The following is a 17,812-nucleotide window of genomic DNA, read 5'->3' on the forward strand; positions in this document are numbered from 1 at the left end:
GACAACCACATCAATGGCATCGAGAGCTTCTGGAGCTTCGCCAAGCGACGCCTRGCCAAGTTCAACGGCCTGGCCAAGACCACCTTCTACCTGCACCTCAAGGAGTGCGAGTTTCGCTTCAACCATCGCCACGACGACCTCTATCGGGCSACCCTTAARTTGCTACGATCCAAYCCCCTCTGAGGGCGCGTTTGCTTCCTAAGACCCTTGAAAAAGGGGGGCTAGGGGGGATTTGCTTTTTGCTGCGGCGAAAAGCAAATCCCCCAGCGCCGACACAGAACAGCTCAGACGATTGTTCGCCGGGCGCCAGCCCCCTTTTTCAAAGGGGGCGGATTTCCGCGCTTGGTTGGTGAGGACGACGGATACCCAGACCCGCAACGAAACAGTTCCCCCCTTTGAAAAAGGGGGGCTAGGGGGGATTTGCTTTTGCTGCGGCGAAAAGCAAATCCCCCGGCGCCGACACAGAACAGCTCAGACGATTGTCCGCCGGCCGCCAGCCCCTTTTTCAAAGGGGGCGAATTTTCGCGCTTGGTTGGTAAGGGCGACGCGTGGCGCTTCCGCGGAAACGCCCATCGCTCAACGACCATCCATCCCCAACAACTACAACGCCCCAAGCCGCTCCATCGCCTTACCGTTGCGCCATTCCCGCTGCGCACTCACATGTCCGCTGCGATCCAGGTACTGCACGATCGAGCGCACCGTCACCACCGGATAATCGCCGCCCAATCGCGTGCCGATCGAGTGATCGGTAAAGGCGACGTTCGCGCTGAACAAACCGCCGAGCACGCGCTTGGAATACGGAATATGGATGCGATCGGGCTCGAACCCATCGCCTTGCGCGGCGAGGTAGGCGGTGCGGCGATCAACCCCGGCCGCGGCCTGCGGCAAGGTCGTGCCCAGAATTTCCAGCACCCAAGCAGTGGAGTTCTGATAATCGGCGCTGCCAGGACGTGCGATCAGGTTGTAGCGCGGCTGATGCAGACCATCGCGCGGCAACGCGCGCAGGCGATCGGCCAGGCGCTGCGCCTGATCGGGTTCCAGCCAGACGATGCGCGCGTCCTGGTTGACCAGATGATCGGAGAAAAAATTCACCAGCCCCTGGGTGTAGAGGCCGGAACGGTCGCTGCCGCATTCGTTGAGCAGATGCACTGCGGTCCAACGTCCGGCCGGATGTTCGCGGACGACGAAACCGACATGGCTGTAGACCAATCCCTGCGCGGACAGATCCGTGCCCACCCGCGCCACCAGCGCCGCCGGGGCGTCGCGTTCGTCCAGCGCCGCGGCCACGGTCAAGGCGGTCTGCGCGGCGGCGGCGACTTTCTGCGGCGAGATCGTCTCGGCTTCGCAGGCAGTGCCCGCACGTCCTTGTGCGGGCATTACTCCCATCACCACGGCCACCACCATCGCGGCGATCAGCCTCCTGCCTGCCGCGACATCGGGGTAACGAGGGAACCGCTTCATCCGGCCATCCGGGCGCTGTGTGTCAAGGCGCGCGCGCGGTCGTTGGGGACGAAGCAAATGAGGTTGAGGTGGCCGTCGCTGATCAGCCAGCCGGCCGCGACTACGGTGACGACCACCGCCCAGCCGACCTTGAGCCCGAGTTCTTTCGCCTGCGCCGCCGACAAGGCGACGACGAAGGAGGTGCCGGCCGCGGCCGCGGAGATCGTCACCGCCACGCCGTTGGCGCTGGCTTCGATAGCGACGACGGAAAATTTCGCGCCCTGCGACAGCGCGTTCGCCGCGGCCACCGGCACCTCGACCGAGGCGTCCAGGCTGGCGGCGGACTGACGGCTCAGGCCGTCGGACTGCACCGCCGCCCTCGCCGGCGTCCCTGCCAGCGAGCCCGCCACGGCGGCAGCGACCAGAACGAGGAGGAGCAGGCGTTCGGAAGTCCGTGTCATTCGTGCCACCTCGTTCAGGTCCGCAGCCACCATCGGCAGCGCCCGCACGCTTGGCAAGATTGTTCGACAAGGTGGCTCGAATTTCTCTGTTCAGTAGCGTAATTTGATACGCATGGCCCTGTCCTTCGAACTCGTAGACGCCCTCAAGCGCTTCTTGCGCGCGCAGGATCTGACCTACCGCGATCTGGCCGGGCGGCTGAAGCTCAGCGAGGCCGCGGTCAAGCGCATGTTCTCGCGGCGGGCGATGAGCCTGCAGCGGCTGGAGCAGGTCTGCGACGTGCTCGACATCGGCCTGGCCGAACTCAGCGCCGAAGCCGCGCGCGGGCGCGCGCCGATGGCCATGCTCAGCGAAGCGCAGGAGCAGGCCCTGGTCGATGAGCCGGCGTTGCTGGTCGCGCTGTTTCTGACCTTGAACCGCTGGAAGCAGGCCGACGTGCAGGCCCATTTCAACTTCGACAACGCGCGCTGGACCGCGCTGCTGGTGCGACTGGACCGGCTCGGCATCATCGAACTGATGCCCGGCAATCGCGGCCGGCCGCTGACCACGCGCAATTTCCGCTGGCGCGCCGACGGGCCGATGGAACGCTATTTCCGCCTGAAGCTGCTCGGCGATTATTTCGCCGATCCCTTCGACGGCGAGCAGGACGTGCTGTTGTTGCTCAGCGGCTCGCTCAGCGTCGCCGGCATCCGCGAACTCAAGCTGCGCTTGAACGAGGTGGCGCGCGAATTCGACGCGCTGCTGGCGCGCGATGCGGCGCTGACCGCGCAGGAGCGCATCGGCGTGAGTCTGGTGTTGGCGCAGAAGCCGTGGCTGTTGCAGTTGTTCCAGCCGTTTCGGCGGTCGCAAGGGGATTAGGCGCGGGCGTAAGGCGAACGCCGCGAGCCGAGCATCGCGTCTGTGTGGCCCGTCATCCCCGTCTTCGCGGGGATGACGGGCAAAAGCGTTCTAGCCGCGAATCGGCTTAAGCACCTTGTACTTCTCTTTAGCCGGCTTGCCCTTCAACGGCGGGAATTCCAGCTTCGTATCCGGCAGCTTGGTATCCGGCAAACGCGAGAGCAGATCGCGGATCAAGGTCAGCCGGCCGCGGCGCTGATCGTTGAAATCCACCAGCGTCCACGGCGCATGCTTGGTGTGGGTGGCTTCGAGCATGGCCTCGCGCGCCTTGGTGTAGTCCTCGTAATGCTTGCGCGCTTCCAGGTCGATCGGCGACAGCTTCCAGCGCTTGAGCGGATCGTTGAGGCGCTCGGCGAAACGTTCTTCCTGTTCTTCCTGGTCGCAACACAGCCAGTACTTGAACAGCACGATGCCGTCGTCGATCAGCAACTTCTCGAATACCGGTGTCTGCTTCAGGAAGGCCTTGACCTGATCGGGCTTGGCGTAGCCCATCACGCGTTCGACGCCGGCGCGGTTGTACCAACTGCGGTCGAACAGCGCGATCTCGCCGGCGGCAGGCAGATGCGGGACGTAGCGCTGGAAATACCACTGGCCGCTTTCGCGTTCGCTGGGTTTGGACAGGGCGACAATGTGGCATTGGCGCGGGTTGAGATGCTCGGACAAGGCGCCGATGGCGCCGCCCTTGCCGGCGGTGTCGCGGCCTTCCAGCAGCACCACTACGCGCTTGCCGGCGCTTTGCACCCAGCGCGCCATCGCCACCAGTTCGACTTGCAGCGGTTCGAGTTCGGCCTCGTAGTCCTTGCGCTTGAGCGTGCTCATCGTTTGGCCTTTCTCGATCCGGTGGTTTTCGCCGCGGGTTTGGCCGCGCCGCGCTTGGTGCCGGCCAGGCCGGTGGCGATTTCCAGCAGCGCACCTTGTTGCTTGGTGCTGAGCGCGCGGTAAGCGGCGAGCAGATCGTGTTCGCCCTGGGTGCGCGACGGATCGAGCGTGCTGGCCAGATCGGCCAACAGCGCGCCGGCCGGAACGCCGAAGGCGCGCGCGAGCGCATCGACCTGATCGCGGCCGGGCAGTTTGTCGCCGCGCAGCCAGGCGCTGACGGTGGCGGCGCCGGCGCGCGGAATCGCGGTGGCCAGATCGGTCACGCTCAAACCGCTGGCCTTGGTCAGCAAACGCAGGGTGGTGTCCAGCGACATGCCCATCACTCCTTGAGGCGGGGACGCAAAGTGGCGAGGTTGCACGGCCGGGTGCGCGCGTCGAGTTGCGCGCTGACGATCTTTTCCCAGGCGGTGCGGCAGGCCGAGGTCGAGCCCGGCAGGCAGAACAGGAAGGTGGCGTTGGCCAGGCCGGCGAAGGCGCGCGACTGCAGGGTGGAGGTGCCGATCTCTTCGAAGCTGATCGCGCGGAACAGTTCGCCGAAGCCGGGCATTTCCTTGTCGAGCAGCGGCAGCAGCGCCTCGGGCGTGGAGTCGCGGCCGGTGAAGCCGGTGCCGCCGGTGACCAAGATGCCGTCGATGCTTTCGTCGGCGATCCACTGCGACACCGCCGCGCGCAGCTTGTAGCGGTCGTCGGGCAACAGCTTGCGCTCGACCAGCCGGTGACCGGCGTCGGTGAGCGACTGGATCAGGTAATCGCCGGAGCTGTCTTCGGCCAGCGTGCGGCTGTCGGAGACGGTCAGCACGCACAGGTTCAGGGGGATGAAATCGCGTTGCGCAGTCATGGGCGCAGACTAGCGCAAATGGTGTTGGGTGGGGTTAGGGGGGTGTTGGGGCAGGAGCAAATGCTAAGAGCAAATCCCCCCTGGCCCCCCTTTTTCAAAGGGGGGAACCCGTTCGGTGGGGGCTTTGGAATTTGTGTGTTGCGGCTTCGATTACTTGCGTGATCGAACCATCGTGAGCTTCGTCGTTATCCACCCACCACATCCAACCCCGAAGGATTCCCCCCTTTGAAAAAGGGGGGTAGGGGGGATTTGCTCTTCAGCGAGCAGGCCCCTGCAACACAGCCGGCGCCTCACCCTTACGCTGCCGCCGAGCCATCGCGATGGTCATCGCGGCGAAATCCATCGAGAAGCCGTCCATGTCGAACAGGCCGCTGTCGGCACGCCGCGCCGCCAACTCGTTGCGCAGCGCCGCCAGCGCTTCGCGATCGTTGCCCAGCGCCACCGCGCGGGCGATGAAGGCGGCATCGTCGGCGACGTTCATGTGCTCCATGCCCAAGTGATGATTAAGGCTGCCGGCCACGCGCGCGGCGAAGGTCGCGCCCGGACAGGTCAGCACCGGGCAGCCGGCCCACAGCGCGTCGGACGCGGTGGTGTGGGCGTTGTAGGGATTGGTGTCGAGAAACAGATCGGCATGGCGCAGGCGCGCCAGGTAGTCGGGATGCGGTTGTTTGCGCATGAACACCAGGCGCGCCGGGTCGATGTCGCGCTGCTTGGCGAATTCGCGCAGGCGCTGATCGGCGCGGCCCGGGCCCGACAGCAGCCACAGCACGCTGCCGGGCACGCCGCGCAAGACTTCCAGCGCGCGCGCGACGCTGCGCGGGTTGAGCTTGTAGCTGTTGTTGAAACAGCACAGCACCGTGCCGTCCTCGGGCAGGCCGCATTCGGCGCGGGTCGGCGGCAGTTGCAACTCGCGGCTGGTGTCGGAGGGCTGGAAACAGCGCGGCAGCCAGGCCACGGTTTCGCTGAAGTCGGCGGTCATCGACTCGGGCAGCACGTAGCGGTCGGCCAGCACGTAGTCGATCCACGGCGCGGCCGAGGTGCCCGGGTAGGCGAGCCAGTTGACCTGCACCGGCGCCGGCCGCATCGCCAGCACTTCCGGGGCGCCGCCGCCGCCCCAGCCGCGCAGGTCGAACAAGACGTCGATGCCGGCGCGGCGGATGGTCGCGGCGACCTGCGCATGCGGCTGCATCGCCACGTCGTGGACGGTGTCGGTGGCCGCGCGCAGGCGTTGCCGGATCGGGCTGTCGTCGTCGCGATTGAGCGCGAACAGATGCAGCTCGATGCCGCCGCGGCGATACATCGCTTCGAACAGGGCCACCGTCAGCAAGCCGGTGGGATGGGCGCCGAAGCCGTTGGACAAAAACCCTACGCGCACGGTCGCGGCCAGATCCTTGACCGGCGCCGGCGGCATCGGTTGCACGCTTTGCGCGATCACCGCCGCGCGCAGGCCGGCGCAACGGCGCTGCTCGGCGGCGCTGGTGTCTTCGCTGAGAAAAGCGAACGGCTCGACCGAGGCCTGCGCCTGCGCCACCGCTTCGCGCACCTGGCGCGAAAGCGTGTCGAGGTCGCGCCAGTCGCACAGCCGCCGCCGCCAGTTGAGCAGGTAGGCGGCCAGCTGCGGTTCGCGCGGCGCCAGGGTGTAGGCGCGGGTGTAGGCCTCCAGCGCGCCCTCGGCGTCGCCGATGTCTTCCAGCGCATGCGCCAGCCACACCACGATGCCCGGATGTCCGGGCGCTGCGCGCGCGGCCGCGCGCAGGCTGGTCACCGCGTCTTCGAACTTGCGCTGCATCGCTTGCGCGCGGCCCAGTCGCGCCAGCGCTTCGGGATGGCCCGGACGCAGGTGCAGGGCGCGCCGCGAGGCGGTTTCGCCGGCCTGGGCGTCGCCGGCGTCGAGTTCGTGTTCGGCCAGCATCACCCAGCCCATGGCATCGCCGGGATTGCGCTTGAGCGCCTGGCGCAATTGCGCGCGCGGATCGTTCATGGGCGGGGTTTGCGTCTGGCGGCTGTCGATGGCGGGCATTGCGGCGGCGCGGACATCATCGGCTTCTTCAAGTCGCGCCCAGCGGCAGGTGATAGCGCTGGGTGCCGTCGTAACGCTGCCAGCCGGCGGCGTCGTACAGCGCCTGGGCGGTGAGGTTGTCGTGGTTGGTTTCCAGCTCCAGGCGCGCGGCGCCGTCGGCGCGGGCGAACTCGGCGGCGGCATCGAGCAGGGCCTGGGCGACGCCGCGGCGGCGCGCCTGAGGCTCCACGAACAGATCGTTGAGCACCCACACCCGCGCGGCGCGCACCGAGGAGAAGGTCGGATACAACTGGGTGAAGCCGGCGCCGTCGTGGCCGTCCAGCGCGGCCAGCAACAGCACCGAGTCGCCGCGCTGCAGGCGCTCGCCGATGAAGGCGCGCGAGACCGCTTCGTCGAAACGCTGGGTATAGAAATGCCGGTAGCGGTCGAACAGCGGCGCGAGCAGGTCGAGGTCGGCGGAGCTGGCGCGGCGGACGGTGGGGCTCATGCGAGGGGCGGTCCGGCGGGGAATGCCGGATTATGGCCGCTCGCAGCCGGCACAGTCATGACTCGTGATAGCCATTTGGTGTGGGCTGTGAACCAGCGCACGGCTTGCCCGATGGATCGCGGGCAGGCGCGGCGCGCGGCGAGCTCAGGTTAACGACGCCAATGCGGCTTGCGCCGCTCCATCGTTGAAGCAGCGGTCAACCCGCCGACAGCCGTGCCAGTTCGTCGGTCTGGTGTTCGTGGATCAGCCGCCCGATCAGGCCGTCCAGGTCGCCGGCGACGATGTTCGGCAGGTCGTACAAGGTCAGCCCTTCGACGCGATGGTCGGTGATCCGGCCCTGCGGGAAGTTGTAGGTGCGGATGCGCTGGCTGCGATCGCCGCTGCCGACCTGCAGGCGCCGGTCCAGCGCCTGCGCGGCCGCGGCCTTGGACGCCGCCGCGTCGGCCAGCATCGCCTGCAGGCGCTTGAGCGCCTTGTCGCGGTTGGCGTGCTGGCTGCGCTCGGTCTGGTTTTCGACCACCACGCCGCTGGGGATGTGGGTGATGCGGATCGCCGATTCGGTCTTGTTGACGTGCTGGCCGCCGGCGCCGGAGGAGCGGAAGGTGTCGACCTTCAGATCGGCCGGGTTGATTTCGATCGGCTCGCCTTCGGGTTCGACGGCGATGATCGCCACCGTCGCCGCCGAGGTGTGGATGCGGCCTTGCGATTCGGTTTCCGGCACGCGCTGGACGCGATGGGTGCCCGATTCGAACTTGAGCCGCGAGTACGCGCCGCGGCCTTCGACCCGGGCGATGATTTCCTTGTAGCCGCCGTGCTCGCCGGCGCTGGACGATTCGATCTCGACCTTCCAGCCCTGGCGTTCGGCGTAGCGCGCGTACATGCGGAACAGATCGCCGGCGAAGATCGCCGCTTCGTCGCCGCCGGTGCCGGCGCGCACTTCCAGATAAAGGTCGCCGTCGTCGCGCGGGTCTTTCGGGATCAGGTGGGCGAGCAGTTCGACGTCGAGCTGCTGCAGGCGCGCCTGCGCCGCGGCGATTTCCTCATCGGCCAGTTCGCGCAATTCCGGATCGTTGCGCATCGCCTCGGCGGCGGCGAGATCGGCCTTGGCCCGCGCTTCCTCGGCCAGCGCGATGGCGACCGGTTCGAGCTGGGCGAATTCGCGCGAGAGTTTGCGGAAACGGTCGTTGTCGCCGATCACGCCCGGATCGGCGAGCAGGCGTTCGAGTTCTTCGCGCCGTTCGGCCAGGGCTTCGAGTTTGCGGCGCAGGGTGGGGGTCATTGAGTTGCCGGGAATCGGGAATCGGAAATGGGGAATCGGAAAGGCGCGAGCGCCCGCGACGCGATCCGGTCGCTAACGATCGTCGGAAGATTCCGAATCCGCTGTTTCGATTCCCGATTCCCGATTCCCGATTCCCACCGCCGGGAACAACTTATCCGCCGCCCGGGCCAACTCCGGATTGCCGGTCAGCGCCGCCTCGCGCAAGGCCATCGTCGGCGCATGCAGCAGGCGGTTGGTCAGCGTGTGGGCGAGGAAGTTGAGCACTTCGGCCGGGTCTTGCCCGGCGCCCAGTTGCTGGCGCGCCTTGGCCAGCACTTCCTCGCGAGCGAGTTCGCCGTGATCGCGCAGGCGCTTGATCGGCGCGGTGCGGGTGCTGGCCGCCAGGGTTTCGACGAAGCGCGCGACCTGCAGCTCGACGATCGCCTCGGCCTCGGTCGCCGCTTCGCGGCGGCTGCGGCGGTTGTCTTCGATCGCGCGTTCCAGATCGTCAACGGTGTAGAGGAACACGTCCTTCAGGCTGGCCACGTCCGGGGCGATGTCGCGCGGCACGGCCAGGTCCAGCAACAGCATCGGCCGATGCTTGCGCGTGGCCAGCGCCGCGGCCACTTGCGCGCGCTGCAGGATCGGTTCGCGGCTGGCGGTGGCCGACAACACGATGTCGGCTTCGCCCAGATGGCGGTCGAGTTCGCTCAGCGGCAGCGCCACGCCGCCGTGGCGGGTGGCGAGGTCCTGCGCATGGGCGAGGGTGCGGTTGGCGATCAGCAGGCGCTTGGCCTTGGCCTGGACCAGATGCCGCGCCGCCAGCTCCACGGTTTCGCCCGCGCCGACCAGCAGCACGGTGGAGTCTTCCAGTCGCGCGAACGATTCCTGCGCCAGCCGCACCGCCGCGGAGGCGACCGAGACCGGATTGGCGCCGATGCGGGTATCGGTGCGCGCGCGCTTGGCGGTGGAGAAGGCTTGCTGGAACAGGCGGTCGAGTTGGCTGCCCAGGGTGCCGGCGCCGCGCGCGGTGGCCCAGGCGTCCTTCACTTGGCCCAGGATCTGCGGCTCGCCCAGCACCAGCGAATCAAGGCCAGTGGCGACGCGGAACAGATGCCGCACCGCGTCGGCGTCGCGATGGCGGTAGAGATAAGCGTGCAGGTCGCCGCAATCGTCCGGATGCGTGGCCAGCCAATCGGCCAGCGCGCGGCCGTCGTCGTCGGCGACCGCGTACAGCTCGGTGCGGTTGCAGGTAGACAGCAACGCCACCTCGCGCACCGGCGCCAGCGCGCGCAGCGCGTCGAGCGCGGCCGGCACCGCTTCGCCTGAGAACGCGACGCGCTCACGCAGGCTCACCGGCGCGGTCTGATGGTTGATGCCGAGGACGAACAAGCTCATGGGCGCAGGCGGATCGATCCCGGGCAGTGGGCGCGGCAGACCGTCGTCGCGGCGAGGCGAAAAAGTTTCATCGGGCGGCGTGCGGCGCGGGACATCGGTTCAGGTGCTTGCGATAAGCTGCGGGCTGCTGAAGGCCGCCATTCTACCGGCCGAAATGGTCCTCACGTGGTTCTCTACGATTCGATTTGCTCGATCGGTCCAATAGACAGAACTGAAGACAAGCGCCGGGCCCCGGTTCCGGTCCCCGCGGGCCGGTCGCGGCGCGCCTTGAAGTGGACGGTTCTGGCTCTGGCGCTGGCGGTATGGGGCTCCTCGGCGGCGGCGGTTACCGCGGCGGCCCAGCCTTCGGCGGCGGAATTAGCCGCCACCCGCGCGACCATCCAGGCCCAGGCCGCCAAGGATCCCACCGGCGCTTCGCTGGAATCGTTGCTGGCCGGCGAGTTCGCCCTGCAGTCGGGCAAATTGAACGAAGCCGCCAGCGCCTATCTCAAGGCCGCGCGCGCCGCCGGCGACGTGGTTCTGGCCGAGCGCGCCACCTCGATCGCCCTGGTCGCCAAGCAGGACACGACCGCCGCCGAGGCGCTGGGGCTGTGGCGCAAGCTCGGCGGCAAGGGCCACTCGCTCGCCGCCGCCGAGGCGACCTTGTCGCTGCGCCGCGGCGACGATCGCGCCGCGCTGCGCCAGCTCAACGACTTGATGACCGCCGAGCCCGACACCGGCTGGCGCCAGGTGCTGGGCGTGCTGACCGCCGGCGCCAAGGATCAGAAGCAGGCCGGGCGCGTGCTCGAGAAGATCGTCGACGGCGGCAAGATCCCGCAGCGCAATCTGATGGCCTGGGTCGCCTTCGGCGGCCTGGCGCAGCGACTGGATCAGCCCAAGCTGACCGAGCGCATCGTCAGCGAAGTGGTCAAGCGCTTCCCCGGCGAGCCGCGCGTGGGCCTGCTGCGGGTGAGCCAGCTGCGCGAGGACGGCAAGACCGAGGAAGCCTCGCAACTGCTCGCCACCTTGTTGCCGCTGGCCGATACCGACACCAATCTGCGCGCGCTGATCGCCGAACAGTACGAAGGCCTCAACGATTTCCAGAACGTCGCCGCGGTGCTCGCGCGCGGCCCGCAGGACGAGCAGACCTACGCCCTGCGCGCGTCCTATCTGGCTCGCGCCGAAGACAAGCCGACCCTGACCAAGCTTTACGACGAACTGCGCGCCGACGCGGCCAAGCCCGATCCGGCGCGGCGTCTGCTGCTCGGCCAGCTGGCCGAATTCCTGGAGCGCAACGATGAAGCCCTGAACTGGTACCAGGGCGTGCCCGGCGGTTCGCAGCGTTCGATCGCGCGCCTGCGCAGCGCCAACGTGCTGCACAAGCTCAAGCGTTCGGACGAGGCTTACGCCAGCCTGCGCGCGATCCAGTCCGACGCCTCGGCCGACGACGACACCCGCCGCGACGGCTACATCCTGGAAGCGAACCTGCGCGCCGACGACAAGAACGTCGCCGGCGAAAACGACGCGTTTGCCCGCGGCCTAGCGGCGTTTCCGGACGAACCGGAAATTCTCTACGCGCGCGCCCTGAGCTGGGAACGCCGCGACGACGTCGCCCGCGCCGAAGCCGATTTCCGCCGCATCCTGGTCGCCGAACCCGATAGCATCGCCGCGCTCAACGCGCTGGGCTACACCCTGGCCGATCGCACCACGCGCTATCAGGAGGCGTTCGAATTGATCGAGCGCGCACGCACGGCCGAGCCGGACAACGCCGCGATCATCGACAGCTACGGCTGGGTGCTCTATCGCCTGGGCCGGGTCAAGGACGCCGAAACCGAACTGCGCCGCGCGCTGACCATGCAGAAGGACGCCGAAATCGCCGCGCATCTGGCCGAGCTGCTGTGGGAGACCGGGCGCAAGGACGAAGCGCGCAAGTACTTCGAGCAGGCGCGCAAGATCGATGCGGACAACCGCTCGCTGCAGCGCGCGCTGAAGAAATACGGCTTGTGAGCGCGGCGATGACCGCCGCGACGACGCGGTATCCGCGCGCCGCGCAATTACTCGCCGCCGCGATGTTGACCGCGCTGCTGGCCGCGTGCGCGGGGCAGGGCGTCAAACCAGCGCCGGCGGGAACCGTGGTGCCGGCCGCCGATGCGCTCGCGCGCGAAGCCGCGCGGCTGGAGCGAGTGCGCGCGCAGGGCGATTGGTCGCTGACCGGCCGCGTCGCCGTGTCGAACGCCGGCAAGGGCGGCAGCGGCCGGATGGAATGGAGCCAGCGCGACGGCCGTTTCGACGTCGCGCTCAGCGCCCCGGTCACCCGCCAGAGCTGGCGCCTGAGCGGCAGCCGCGACGGCGCGCGCCTGGAAGGCCTGGACGGCGGCCCGCGCGAGGGCGCCGATGCCGGCGAACTGCTGCTGCAAGCCACCGGCTGGGACATCCCGGTGTCGGCGCTGGCCGACTGGCTGCGCGGCTTGCCGGCGCGCGATGTCCCGGCCGCGAAGGTCGTCCCCGGCGCGGACGGCCGTCCGCAGTCGATCGAACAAAGCGGCTGGACCATCGCCTACCAATGGCCGGCCAGCGGCGATCTGCCGTCGCGGCTGGATGCGCGACGCGATTCGGCGCGGGTCCGGTTGATCGTGGACGAGTGGAAGGGCGCCGCCGCGGGCATTTCGGCCGATACCGCGCCGTCTTCCGTGCGCTGAACGAAACACGCTTCGTCCTTCTGATCGCCGCCATGTCCGAAACTTCCGCGACTCCTGCCTGGACCGTCTGGCCCGCCCCGGCCAAGCTGAACCTGTTCCTGCGCATCACCGGCCGCCGCGCCGATGGCTACCACCTGCTGCAGACCGTGTTCCGCCTGCTGGACTGGGGCGACACCATCCGCTTGCGTCCTCGCGAGGACGGCCGGGTGGTCCGCCATGGCGCCTCGGTGGCGGGCGTGGCGGAGCAGGACGACCTCACCGTGCGGGCCGCGCTTCTGCTGCAAAAAGAGGCCAGCAGCGGCCAAGGTGCGGACATCGTCATCGAAAAGCGCATTCCGGCGGGCGGCGGCTTCGGCGGCGGTTCCTCCGATGCGGCCACCGTTCTGGTGGCCTTGGATGCCCTGTGGGGCACGAATCTGGGCGTCGACCGCTTGGCCGAACTGGGCCTGCGCCTGGGCGCCGATGTCCCCGTCTTCGTCCGCGGCGAGAACGCCTGGGCCGAAGGCGTCGGCGAAGCACTGCGTCCGATCGAGCTGCCGCCGGCCTGGTACGTGCTGGCCGATCCGGGCGTTCACGCCCCGACCGCGGTTTTATTCCAGTCAACTGAATTGACTCGCGATGCCGCGCCCGCGACAATGTCGGACTTCGTTTCGGGTAAGCCGCTCGGGAATGCGTTCGAGCCGGTACTGCGTCAGCGTGAAACCGCCGTCGAGGCTGCTTTCGCTGCATTGTCGAGTATCGGTTCGCCACGCCTGACCGGCTCGGGCAGCGGGTGTTTCGTCGAGTTCGCCACGCGCGAATCCGCCGAAGCCGCGCTCTCGCAACTGCCTGCCGGCCTTCGGGCCTGGACGGCCGCCGGCGCAAAGCGTTCTTCGCTGCGCGCCGCGCTTGAAGCCAAGTAAAAAAGCTGAACTGGTTTACTGCAGGGGCGTCGCCAAGAGGCCCAAGGCACCAGGTTTTGATCCTGGCATTCGTAGGTTCGAATCCTACCGCCCCTGCCATCAGTTGTTGCGGGAGTAGGGAATGGAGAATCCGGAAACGTTATAGGCGATTCCGGATTCTCGATTCCCCATTCCCGAGCCGCCCGGTCAGAGCGAAGCGGAGTAAACAAAGTGCAAAACGATCGCAATCTGCTGGTTTTCAGCGGCAACGCCAACCGTCCCCTCGCCGAGGCGGTGTGCAAGGAGCTCGGCATCCGGCTCGGCAAGGCCCTCGTCGGGCGCTTCTCCGACGGCGAGGTGCAGGTCGAGATCGAAGAGAACGTGCGTCGCCAGGAGGTGTTCGTCATTCAGCCGACGAACGCGCCCACGGCGGAGAACTTCATGGAGCTGTTGGTGCTGATCGACGCGCTCAAGCGCGCATCGGTGGCCAACGTGACCGCGGTGGTGCCGTACTTCGGCTACGCCCGCCAGGATCGCCGCCCGCGTTCCTCGCGCGTGCCGATCACCGCCAAGGTCGCGGCCAAGATGTTCAGCGCGGTCGGCGCCGACCGGGTGCTCACGGTCGATCTGCATGCCGATCAGATCCAGGGCTTTTTCGACATCCCGGTCGATAACGTCTACGCCTCGCCGCTGCTGCTCGCCGATATCTGGCGCGCGCACGGCACGGACAACCTGATCGTCGTCTCGCCCGACGTCGGCGGCGTGGTTCGCGCCCGCGCGATCGCCAAGCGGCTGGACGATGCGGAACTGGCGATCATCGACAAGCGCCGTCCGCGCGCCAACGTCGCCACGGTGATGAACATCATCGGCGACGTGTCGGGCAAGACCTGCGTGCTGGTCGATGACATCGTCGATACCGCCGGCACCTTGTGCGCCGCCGCGGCGGCGCTGAAGGGCCAGGGCGCGCAGAAAGTCGTCGCCTACTGCACCCACCCGGTGCTGTCGGGCGCGGCGATCGACAATGTAATGAAGTCGCAGTTGGACGAGCTGGTGGTGACCGACACCATCCCGCTGACCGCCGCGGCCCGCGCCACCGGCCGAATCCGTCAGCTCAGCGTCGCCGAGCTGCTGGCCGAAACGATCCGCCGCATCGCCTTCGGCGAGTCGGTCAGTTCGTTGTACGTGGATTGAATCCGGGAGTCGGGAATGGGGAATAGGGAATCGTAAAAAGCAGCGCCGCACATGCTTCTACCGATTCTCGATTCCCCATTCCCGATTCCCCGCTCCAAAGGCTCATCTGGTCGCGGATGAGTCTCCAAACCGCTGCGAGGCGGTCCTAACGCTGCAAAGTGAGTAAACCAACATGTCCGAACACATCATCAAGGCCACTGGCCGCAACGTCGAGGGGAAGGGTGCGAGCCGCCGCCTGCGTCGTGCCGCCAGCATCCCGGCCATCATCTACGGCGGCAGCGCCGCGCCGCAGCCGGTCCAGCTGGACCACGAGAAGATCTGGCTCGCCAGCCAGCACGAGTGGTTCTACTCCTCGATCCTGAGCCTGGACCTCGACGGCAAGGTCGAGCAGGTGCTGCTGCGCGATATGCAGCGTCACCCGTTCAAGCAGATCATCATGCACCTGGACTTCCAGCGCGTTGACGCCAACCAGGCGATCCGCGTGGCCGTGCCGCTGCACTTCCTCAACGAAGACAAGTCGCCGGCCGGCAAGGCCGCCGACGTCGTGGTCACCCACGAGCTCAACGAAGTCGAAGTCAGCTGCCTGCCGAAGGACCTGCCGGAGTTCCTGGAAATCGACCTGTCGGCCCTGGCCGTCGGCGACATCGTCCACCTGTCCGAGATCAAGCTGCCCAAGGGCGTCGAGATCCCCGAGCTGAAGCTGGGCAAGGAACACGACGTCGCCGTCGTGATCGCCAAGCACGGCAAGGAAGAGGCCGAGCCGGCCGCCGATGCGCCGGTCGCCGAAGTGCCGGCCGCCAAGGTCGCGAAGAAGGACGAAGACAAGAAGTAATCGCTTGCCGGCGCGCCTTCACGGGCGCGCCGGTCTGCGTTTGCGGACTGTCGTGAGTCATGGCGGAATTGCGCCTGATCGTCGGCCTGGGCAACCCCGGCGCCGAATACACCCGGACCCGGCACAATGCCGGGTTCTGGTTTGTGGACGCCCTGAATGCGAAGTACGGCGGGCGTTTCGGTCTTGAGTCCAAGCTGTTCGGCGAGACCTCGAAGATCGAGATCGGCGGCCGTCCGGTGTGGTTGCTCAAGCCGGCTACCTTCATGAATCTGTCCGGCAAGTCGGTCACCGCCGCCTTGCGTTACTGGAAGATCGAGCCGGAAGGAGCGCTGCTGGCGCACGATGAACTCGACCTGCCGCCGGGCGCGGCGCGGCTCAAGTTCGACGGCGGCCATGGCGGCCAGAACGGCTTGCGCGACACCATGCAATTGCTCGGCCACGGCAAGTTCCACCGCCTGCGCGTGGGCATCGGCCATCCCGGCCACAAGGACAAGGTCACCCCGTGGGTGCTCGGCCGTCCCGGCAAGGACGACGAAGCGGTCATCCTGCGCGCGATCGACGAGGCCATCGATGTGATGCCGCTGGCGGTCAAGGGCAATTTCATGGATGCGATGACGCAGTTGCACACTGCGAAGCCGTGAATGGGGAATCGGGAATCGGGAATCGTCAGGGCCCGCTTCTCGATTCCCGATTCTCGATTCTCTATTCCCGGATTAAAAAGCCATGGGCATCAAATGCGGCATCGTCGGCCTGCCCAACGTCGGCAAGTCGACCCTCTTCAACGCGCTGACCAAGGCGGGCATCGCCGCGGCCAACTTCCCGTTCTGCACGATCGAGCCCAACGTCGGCGCCGTGCCGGTGCCGGATCCGCGTCTGAATGCGCTGGCTGAGATCGTCAAGCCGCAGAAGCTGATTCCCACCGCGGTCGAGTTCGTCGATATCGCCGGCCTGGTCGCCGGCGCCGCCAGCGGGCAAGGCCTGGGCAACAAGTTCCTGGCCCACATCCGCGAAGTCGATGCGATCACCCATGTGGTGCGCTGCTTCGAAAACCCGGACGTGATCCACGTCAACAACAAGGTCGATCCGATCGCCGATATCGAGACCATCGACACCGAGCTGGCCCTGGCCGACCTGGAAAGCGTCGAGAAGGCCTACCAGCGCGCCGAGCGCTCGGCCAAGACCGGCGACAAGGAAGCGATCGTGCGCAAGGAAGTCCTGGGCCGCGTGCGCGCGGGCCTGGACGCGGGCAAGGCCGCGCGCACGCTGGACCTGTCCGAGGACGACAAGGCGGCCGTGCGCGACCTGTTCCTGCTCACCCTCAAGCCGGTCATGTACGTGGCCAACGTGCTGGAGGACGGGTTCGAGAACAATCCTCACCTGGATGCGGTGCGCGAACGCGCGATCGCCGAGGGCGCCCAGGTCGTGCCGGTGTCGGCGGCGATCGAGGAAGAGCTCAGCCAGCTCGACGATGCCGACCGCGACACCTTCCTGGCCGATCTGGGCTTGGCCGAGCCGGGCCTCAACCGCCTGATCCGCGCCGGTTACGCGCTGCTGGGCCTGCAGACCTATTTCACCGCCGGGGTGAAGGAAGTGCGCGCCTGGACGGTCAAGGCCGGCTCGACCGCGCCGCAGGCCGCGGCGGTGATCCATACCGACTTCGAGAAGGGCTTCATCCGCGCCGAAACCATCGCCTACGACGATTTCATCAAGTACAAGGGCGAGTCCGGCGCCCGCGACGCCGGCCGTCTGCGCCTGGAAGGCAAGGAATATCGCGTCCAAGAGGGCGATGTACTGCACTTTCGGTTCAATGTCTGAGTAGACTACGCGGCCCGTCCCCGGATGGCCGCGGCCGCAGTCGGCGGGTCGGAAAATTTTTCAAAAAGTTGTGTGAAAGTTCGTTGACTTCCTGAAGATCGCACGCCAGAATTACGGGCTCTTTCGGAGGGATACCCAAGCGGCCAACGGGGGCAGACTGTAAATCTGCTGGCTTACGCCTTCGGTGGTTCGAATCCACCTCCCTCCACCAGATGTTTCAAGCCGCACGTGTCTGGTGACAAAGCTTCAAGAGTTCGACAGGCAGTGCGACACGTTCCAACGCTGTAATGGCTGTACGCGGCGCGGGAGTAGTTCAATGGTTAGAGCCTCAGCCTTCCAAGCTGATAATGCGGGTTCGAATCCCGTCTCCCGCTCCATTGAATCCACTCTTGGCGACCCCATTGCAGCAAGGCCCGGTTGATCGGGCCGCAACACCGAGTTCCACGCTCACGTAGCTCAGTCGGTAGAGCACCTCCTTGGTAAGGAGGAGGTCGAAGGTTCGATTCCTTTCGTGAGCACCACATCCCGCAGTACCGGCTGCTTTACCAACAGCCACCGCAACACACAGACCACAAACGAGAAGCGACAGCCATGGCTAAGGGTAAATTCGAGCGCACCAAGCCGCACGTGAACGTCGGCACGATCGGTCACGTTGACCACGGCRAGACGACGCTGACGGCGGCGCTGACCAAGGTGGGCGCTGAGCGTTTCGGTGGCGAGTTCAAGGCGTACGACGCGA

General features: G+C 67.1%; 18 protein-coding genes, 4 tRNA genes and 1 pseudogene. 14 read left to right on the plus strand and 9 right to left on the minus strand.

Annotated features, from left to right (window positions below; all coding sequences use genetic code 11):
• Positions 1–183: pseudogene (locus tag AB4Y92_RS24750) on the plus strand (IS1595 family transposase); the annotation flags it as partial.
• Positions 184–600: 417 nt separating this feature from the next.
• Here AB4Y92_RS24750 and AB4Y92_RS24755 read toward each other — a convergent pair.
• Together AB4Y92_RS24755 and AB4Y92_RS24760 are read right to left on the minus strand one after the other, a co-directional pair.
• The gene (locus tag AB4Y92_RS24755) at positions 601–1,461 is read right to left on the minus strand and encodes a DUF2145 domain-containing protein (RefSeq protein WP_441822039.1); all 861 of its coding nucleotides are present in this window, start codon (positions 1,459–1,461) and stop codon (positions 601–603) included.
• Positions 1,458–1,901, minus strand: a complete 444-nt coding sequence (locus AB4Y92_RS24760; protein ID WP_441822040.1) for a hypothetical protein — start codon at positions 1,899–1,901, stop codon at positions 1,458–1,460. Before AB4Y92_RS24760 ends, AB4Y92_RS24755 begins: the two co-directional genes overlap by 4 nt.
• A 112-nt stretch (positions 1,902–2,013) precedes the next feature.
• Between AB4Y92_RS24760 and AB4Y92_RS24765 the strand changes: the two genes are divergently transcribed.
• Positions 2,014–2,757, plus strand: a complete 744-nt coding sequence (locus tag AB4Y92_RS24765) for a helix-turn-helix domain-containing protein (protein ID WP_441822041.1) — start codon at positions 2,014–2,016, stop codon at positions 2,755–2,757.
• A gap of 90 nt (positions 2,758–2,847) precedes the next feature.
• Here the strand turns inward: AB4Y92_RS24765 and ppk2 are convergent, their stop codons facing one another.
• The 7 genes from ppk2 to hemA form a co-directional block, all read right to left on the minus strand.
• Complete coding sequence (gene ppk2, locus AB4Y92_RS24770) at positions 2,848–3,615, minus strand: polyphosphate kinase 2 (RefSeq protein WP_441822042.1); 768 nt, start codon at positions 3,613–3,615, stop codon at positions 2,848–2,850.
• On the minus strand, positions 3,612–3,989 hold the full coding sequence (locus tag AB4Y92_RS24775; protein WP_441822043.1) for a helix-turn-helix domain-containing protein: 378 nt from the start codon (positions 3,987–3,989) through the stop codon (positions 3,612–3,614). Before AB4Y92_RS24775 ends, ppk2 begins: the two co-directional genes overlap by 4 nt.
• A gap of 5 nt (positions 3,990–3,994) precedes the next feature.
• Positions 3,995–4,513: a molybdenum cofactor biosynthesis protein B gene (gene moaB / locus AB4Y92_RS24780; protein WP_441822044.1), complete on the minus strand. Its 519-nt coding sequence runs from the start codon at positions 4,511–4,513 to the stop codon at positions 3,995–3,997.
• Positions 4,514–4,769: 256 nt separating this feature from the next.
• Positions 4,770–6,494 carry an O-linked N-acetylglucosamine transferase, SPINDLY family protein gene (locus AB4Y92_RS24785; RefSeq protein ID WP_441822045.1) on the minus strand — a complete coding sequence of 575 codons (1,725 nt, stop codon included), beginning with the start codon at positions 6,492–6,494 and terminating at the stop codon, positions 4,770–4,772.
• 67 nt (positions 6,495–6,561) lie between these two features.
• The gene (locus tag AB4Y92_RS24790) at positions 6,562–7,020 is read right to left on the minus strand and encodes a GNAT family N-acetyltransferase (protein WP_441822046.1); all 459 of its coding nucleotides are present in this window, start codon (positions 7,018–7,020) and stop codon (positions 6,562–6,564) included.
• A 196-nt stretch (positions 7,021–7,216) separates the two neighbouring features.
• Entirely contained in the window at positions 7,217–8,299 is a 1,083-nt protein-coding gene (gene prfA / locus AB4Y92_RS24795) for a peptide chain release factor 1 (RefSeq protein WP_441822047.1), read from the minus strand.
• A 72-nt stretch (positions 8,300–8,371) separates the two neighbouring features.
• Positions 8,372–9,676: a glutamyl-tRNA reductase gene (gene hemA / locus AB4Y92_RS24800; protein WP_441822048.1), complete on the minus strand. Its 1,305-nt coding sequence runs from the start codon at positions 9,674–9,676 to the stop codon at positions 8,372–8,374.
• A gap of 294 nt (positions 9,677–9,970) precedes the next feature.
• On the opposite strand from hemA, the gene AB4Y92_RS24805 reads away from it, so the two are divergent.
• The 12 genes from AB4Y92_RS24805 to AB4Y92_RS24860 all read left to right on the plus strand — a co-directional run.
• Positions 9,971–11,662 carry a tetratricopeptide repeat protein gene (locus AB4Y92_RS24805; RefSeq protein WP_441822055.1) on the plus strand — a complete coding sequence of 564 codons (1,692 nt, stop codon included), beginning with the start codon at positions 9,971–9,973 and terminating at the stop codon, positions 11,660–11,662.
• 8 nt (positions 11,663–11,670) lie between these two features.
• Entirely contained in the window at positions 11,671–12,354 is a 684-nt protein-coding gene (gene lolB, locus AB4Y92_RS24810; RefSeq protein WP_441822049.1) for a lipoprotein insertase outer membrane protein LolB, read from the plus strand.
• A gap of 32 nt (positions 12,355–12,386) precedes the next feature.
• A complete protein-coding gene (ispE, locus tag AB4Y92_RS24815; protein WP_441822050.1) occupies positions 12,387–13,256 on the plus strand; it encodes a 4-(cytidine 5'-diphospho)-2-C-methyl-D-erythritol kinase in 870 nt (289 codons plus the stop codon).
• A gap of 22 nt (positions 13,257–13,278) precedes the next feature.
• A tRNA-Gln gene (locus tag AB4Y92_RS24820) sits at positions 13,279–13,355 on the plus strand.
• 111 nt (positions 13,356–13,466) lie between these two features.
• Complete coding sequence (locus AB4Y92_RS24825; protein WP_441822051.1) at positions 13,467–14,426, plus strand: ribose-phosphate diphosphokinase; 960 nt, start codon at positions 13,467–13,469, stop codon at positions 14,424–14,426.
• A gap of 172 nt (positions 14,427–14,598) precedes the next feature.
• Positions 14,599–15,258, plus strand: coding sequence for a 50S ribosomal protein L25/general stress protein Ctc (locus AB4Y92_RS24830; protein WP_441822052.1), 660 nt, complete (start codon positions 14,599–14,601; stop codon positions 15,256–15,258).
• A 59-nt stretch (positions 15,259–15,317) separates the two neighbouring features.
• On the plus strand, positions 15,318–15,899 hold the full coding sequence (pth, locus tag AB4Y92_RS24835; RefSeq protein WP_441822053.1) for an aminoacyl-tRNA hydrolase: 582 nt from the start codon (positions 15,318–15,320) through the stop codon (positions 15,897–15,899).
• Positions 15,900–15,981: 82 nt separating this feature from the next.
• Complete coding sequence (ychF, locus tag AB4Y92_RS24840) at positions 15,982–17,073, plus strand: redox-regulated ATPase YchF (protein ID WP_441822054.1); 1,092 nt, start codon at positions 15,982–15,984, stop codon at positions 17,071–17,073.
• 125 nt (positions 17,074–17,198) lie between these two features.
• Positions 17,199–17,284: transfer RNA gene (locus AB4Y92_RS24845), tRNA-Tyr, on the plus strand.
• A gap of 91 nt (positions 17,285–17,375) precedes the next feature.
• A tRNA-Gly gene (locus AB4Y92_RS24850) sits at positions 17,376–17,450 on the plus strand.
• A 68-nt stretch (positions 17,451–17,518) separates the two neighbouring features.
• Positions 17,519–17,594, plus strand: a tRNA-Thr gene (locus tag AB4Y92_RS24855).
• A gap of 70 nt (positions 17,595–17,664) precedes the next feature.
• On the plus strand, positions 17,665–17,812 hold a 148-nt coding region (locus AB4Y92_RS24860), incomplete at its 3' end, for a GTP-binding protein (RefSeq protein ID WP_441822056.1).

The sequence above is a fragment of the Lysobacter sp. TAB13 genome (genome assembly GCF_052113885.1).
In the GTDB taxonomy this organism is placed as follows: domain Bacteria; phylum Pseudomonadota; class Gammaproteobacteria; order Xanthomonadales; family Xanthomonadaceae; genus Lysobacter; species Lysobacter gummosus.

Bases quoted from the DNA above. Each gene is read 5' to 3' on its own strand.
- AB4Y92_RS24755 (WP_441822039.1), bottom strand. From the start codon at position 1,461: ATGAAGCGGTTCCCTCGTTACCCCGATGTCGCGGCAGGCAGGAGGCTG.
- AB4Y92_RS24760 (WP_441822040.1), bottom strand. From the start codon at position 1,901: ATGACACGGACTTCCGAACGCCTGCTCCTCCTCGTTCTGGTCGCTGCC.
- AB4Y92_RS24765 (WP_441822041.1), top strand. From the start codon at position 2,014: ATGGCCCTGTCCTTCGAACTCGTAGACGCCCTCAAGCGCTTCTTGCGC.
- ppk2 (WP_441822042.1), bottom strand. From the start codon at position 3,615: ATGAGCACGCTCAAGCGCAAGGACTACGAGGCCGAACTCGAACCGCTG.
- AB4Y92_RS24775 (WP_441822043.1), bottom strand. From the start codon at position 3,989: ATGTCGCTGGACACCACCCTGCGTTTGCTGACCAAGGCCAGCGGTTTG.
- moaB (WP_441822044.1), bottom strand. From the start codon at position 4,513: ATGACTGCGCAACGCGATTTCATCCCCCTGAACCTGTGCGTGCTGACC.
- AB4Y92_RS24785 (WP_441822045.1), bottom strand. From the start codon at position 6,494: ATGAACGATCCGCGCGCGCAATTGCGCCAGGCGCTCAAGCGCAATCCC.
- AB4Y92_RS24790 (WP_441822046.1), bottom strand. From the start codon at position 7,020: ATGAGCCCCACCGTCCGCCGCGCCAGCTCCGCCGACCTCGACCTGCTC.
- prfA (WP_441822047.1), bottom strand. From the start codon at position 8,299: ATGACCCCCACCCTGCGCCGCAAACTCGAAGCCCTGGCCGAACGGCGC.
- hemA (WP_441822048.1), bottom strand. From the start codon at position 9,676: ATGAGCTTGTTCGTCCTCGGCATCAACCATCAGACCGCGCCGGTGAGC.
- lolB (WP_441822049.1), top strand. From the start codon at position 11,671: ATGACCGCCGCGACGACGCGGTATCCGCGCGCCGCGCAATTACTCGCC.
- ispE (WP_441822050.1), top strand. From the start codon at position 12,387: ATGTCCGAAACTTCCGCGACTCCTGCCTGGACCGTCTGGCCCGCCCCG.
- AB4Y92_RS24830 (WP_441822052.1), top strand. From the start codon at position 14,599: ATGTCCGAACACATCATCAAGGCCACTGGCCGCAACGTCGAGGGGAAG.
- pth (WP_441822053.1), top strand. From the start codon at position 15,318: ATGGCGGAATTGCGCCTGATCGTCGGCCTGGGCAACCCCGGCGCCGAA.
- ychF (WP_441822054.1), top strand. From the start codon at position 15,982: ATGGGCATCAAATGCGGCATCGTCGGCCTGCCCAACGTCGGCAAGTCG.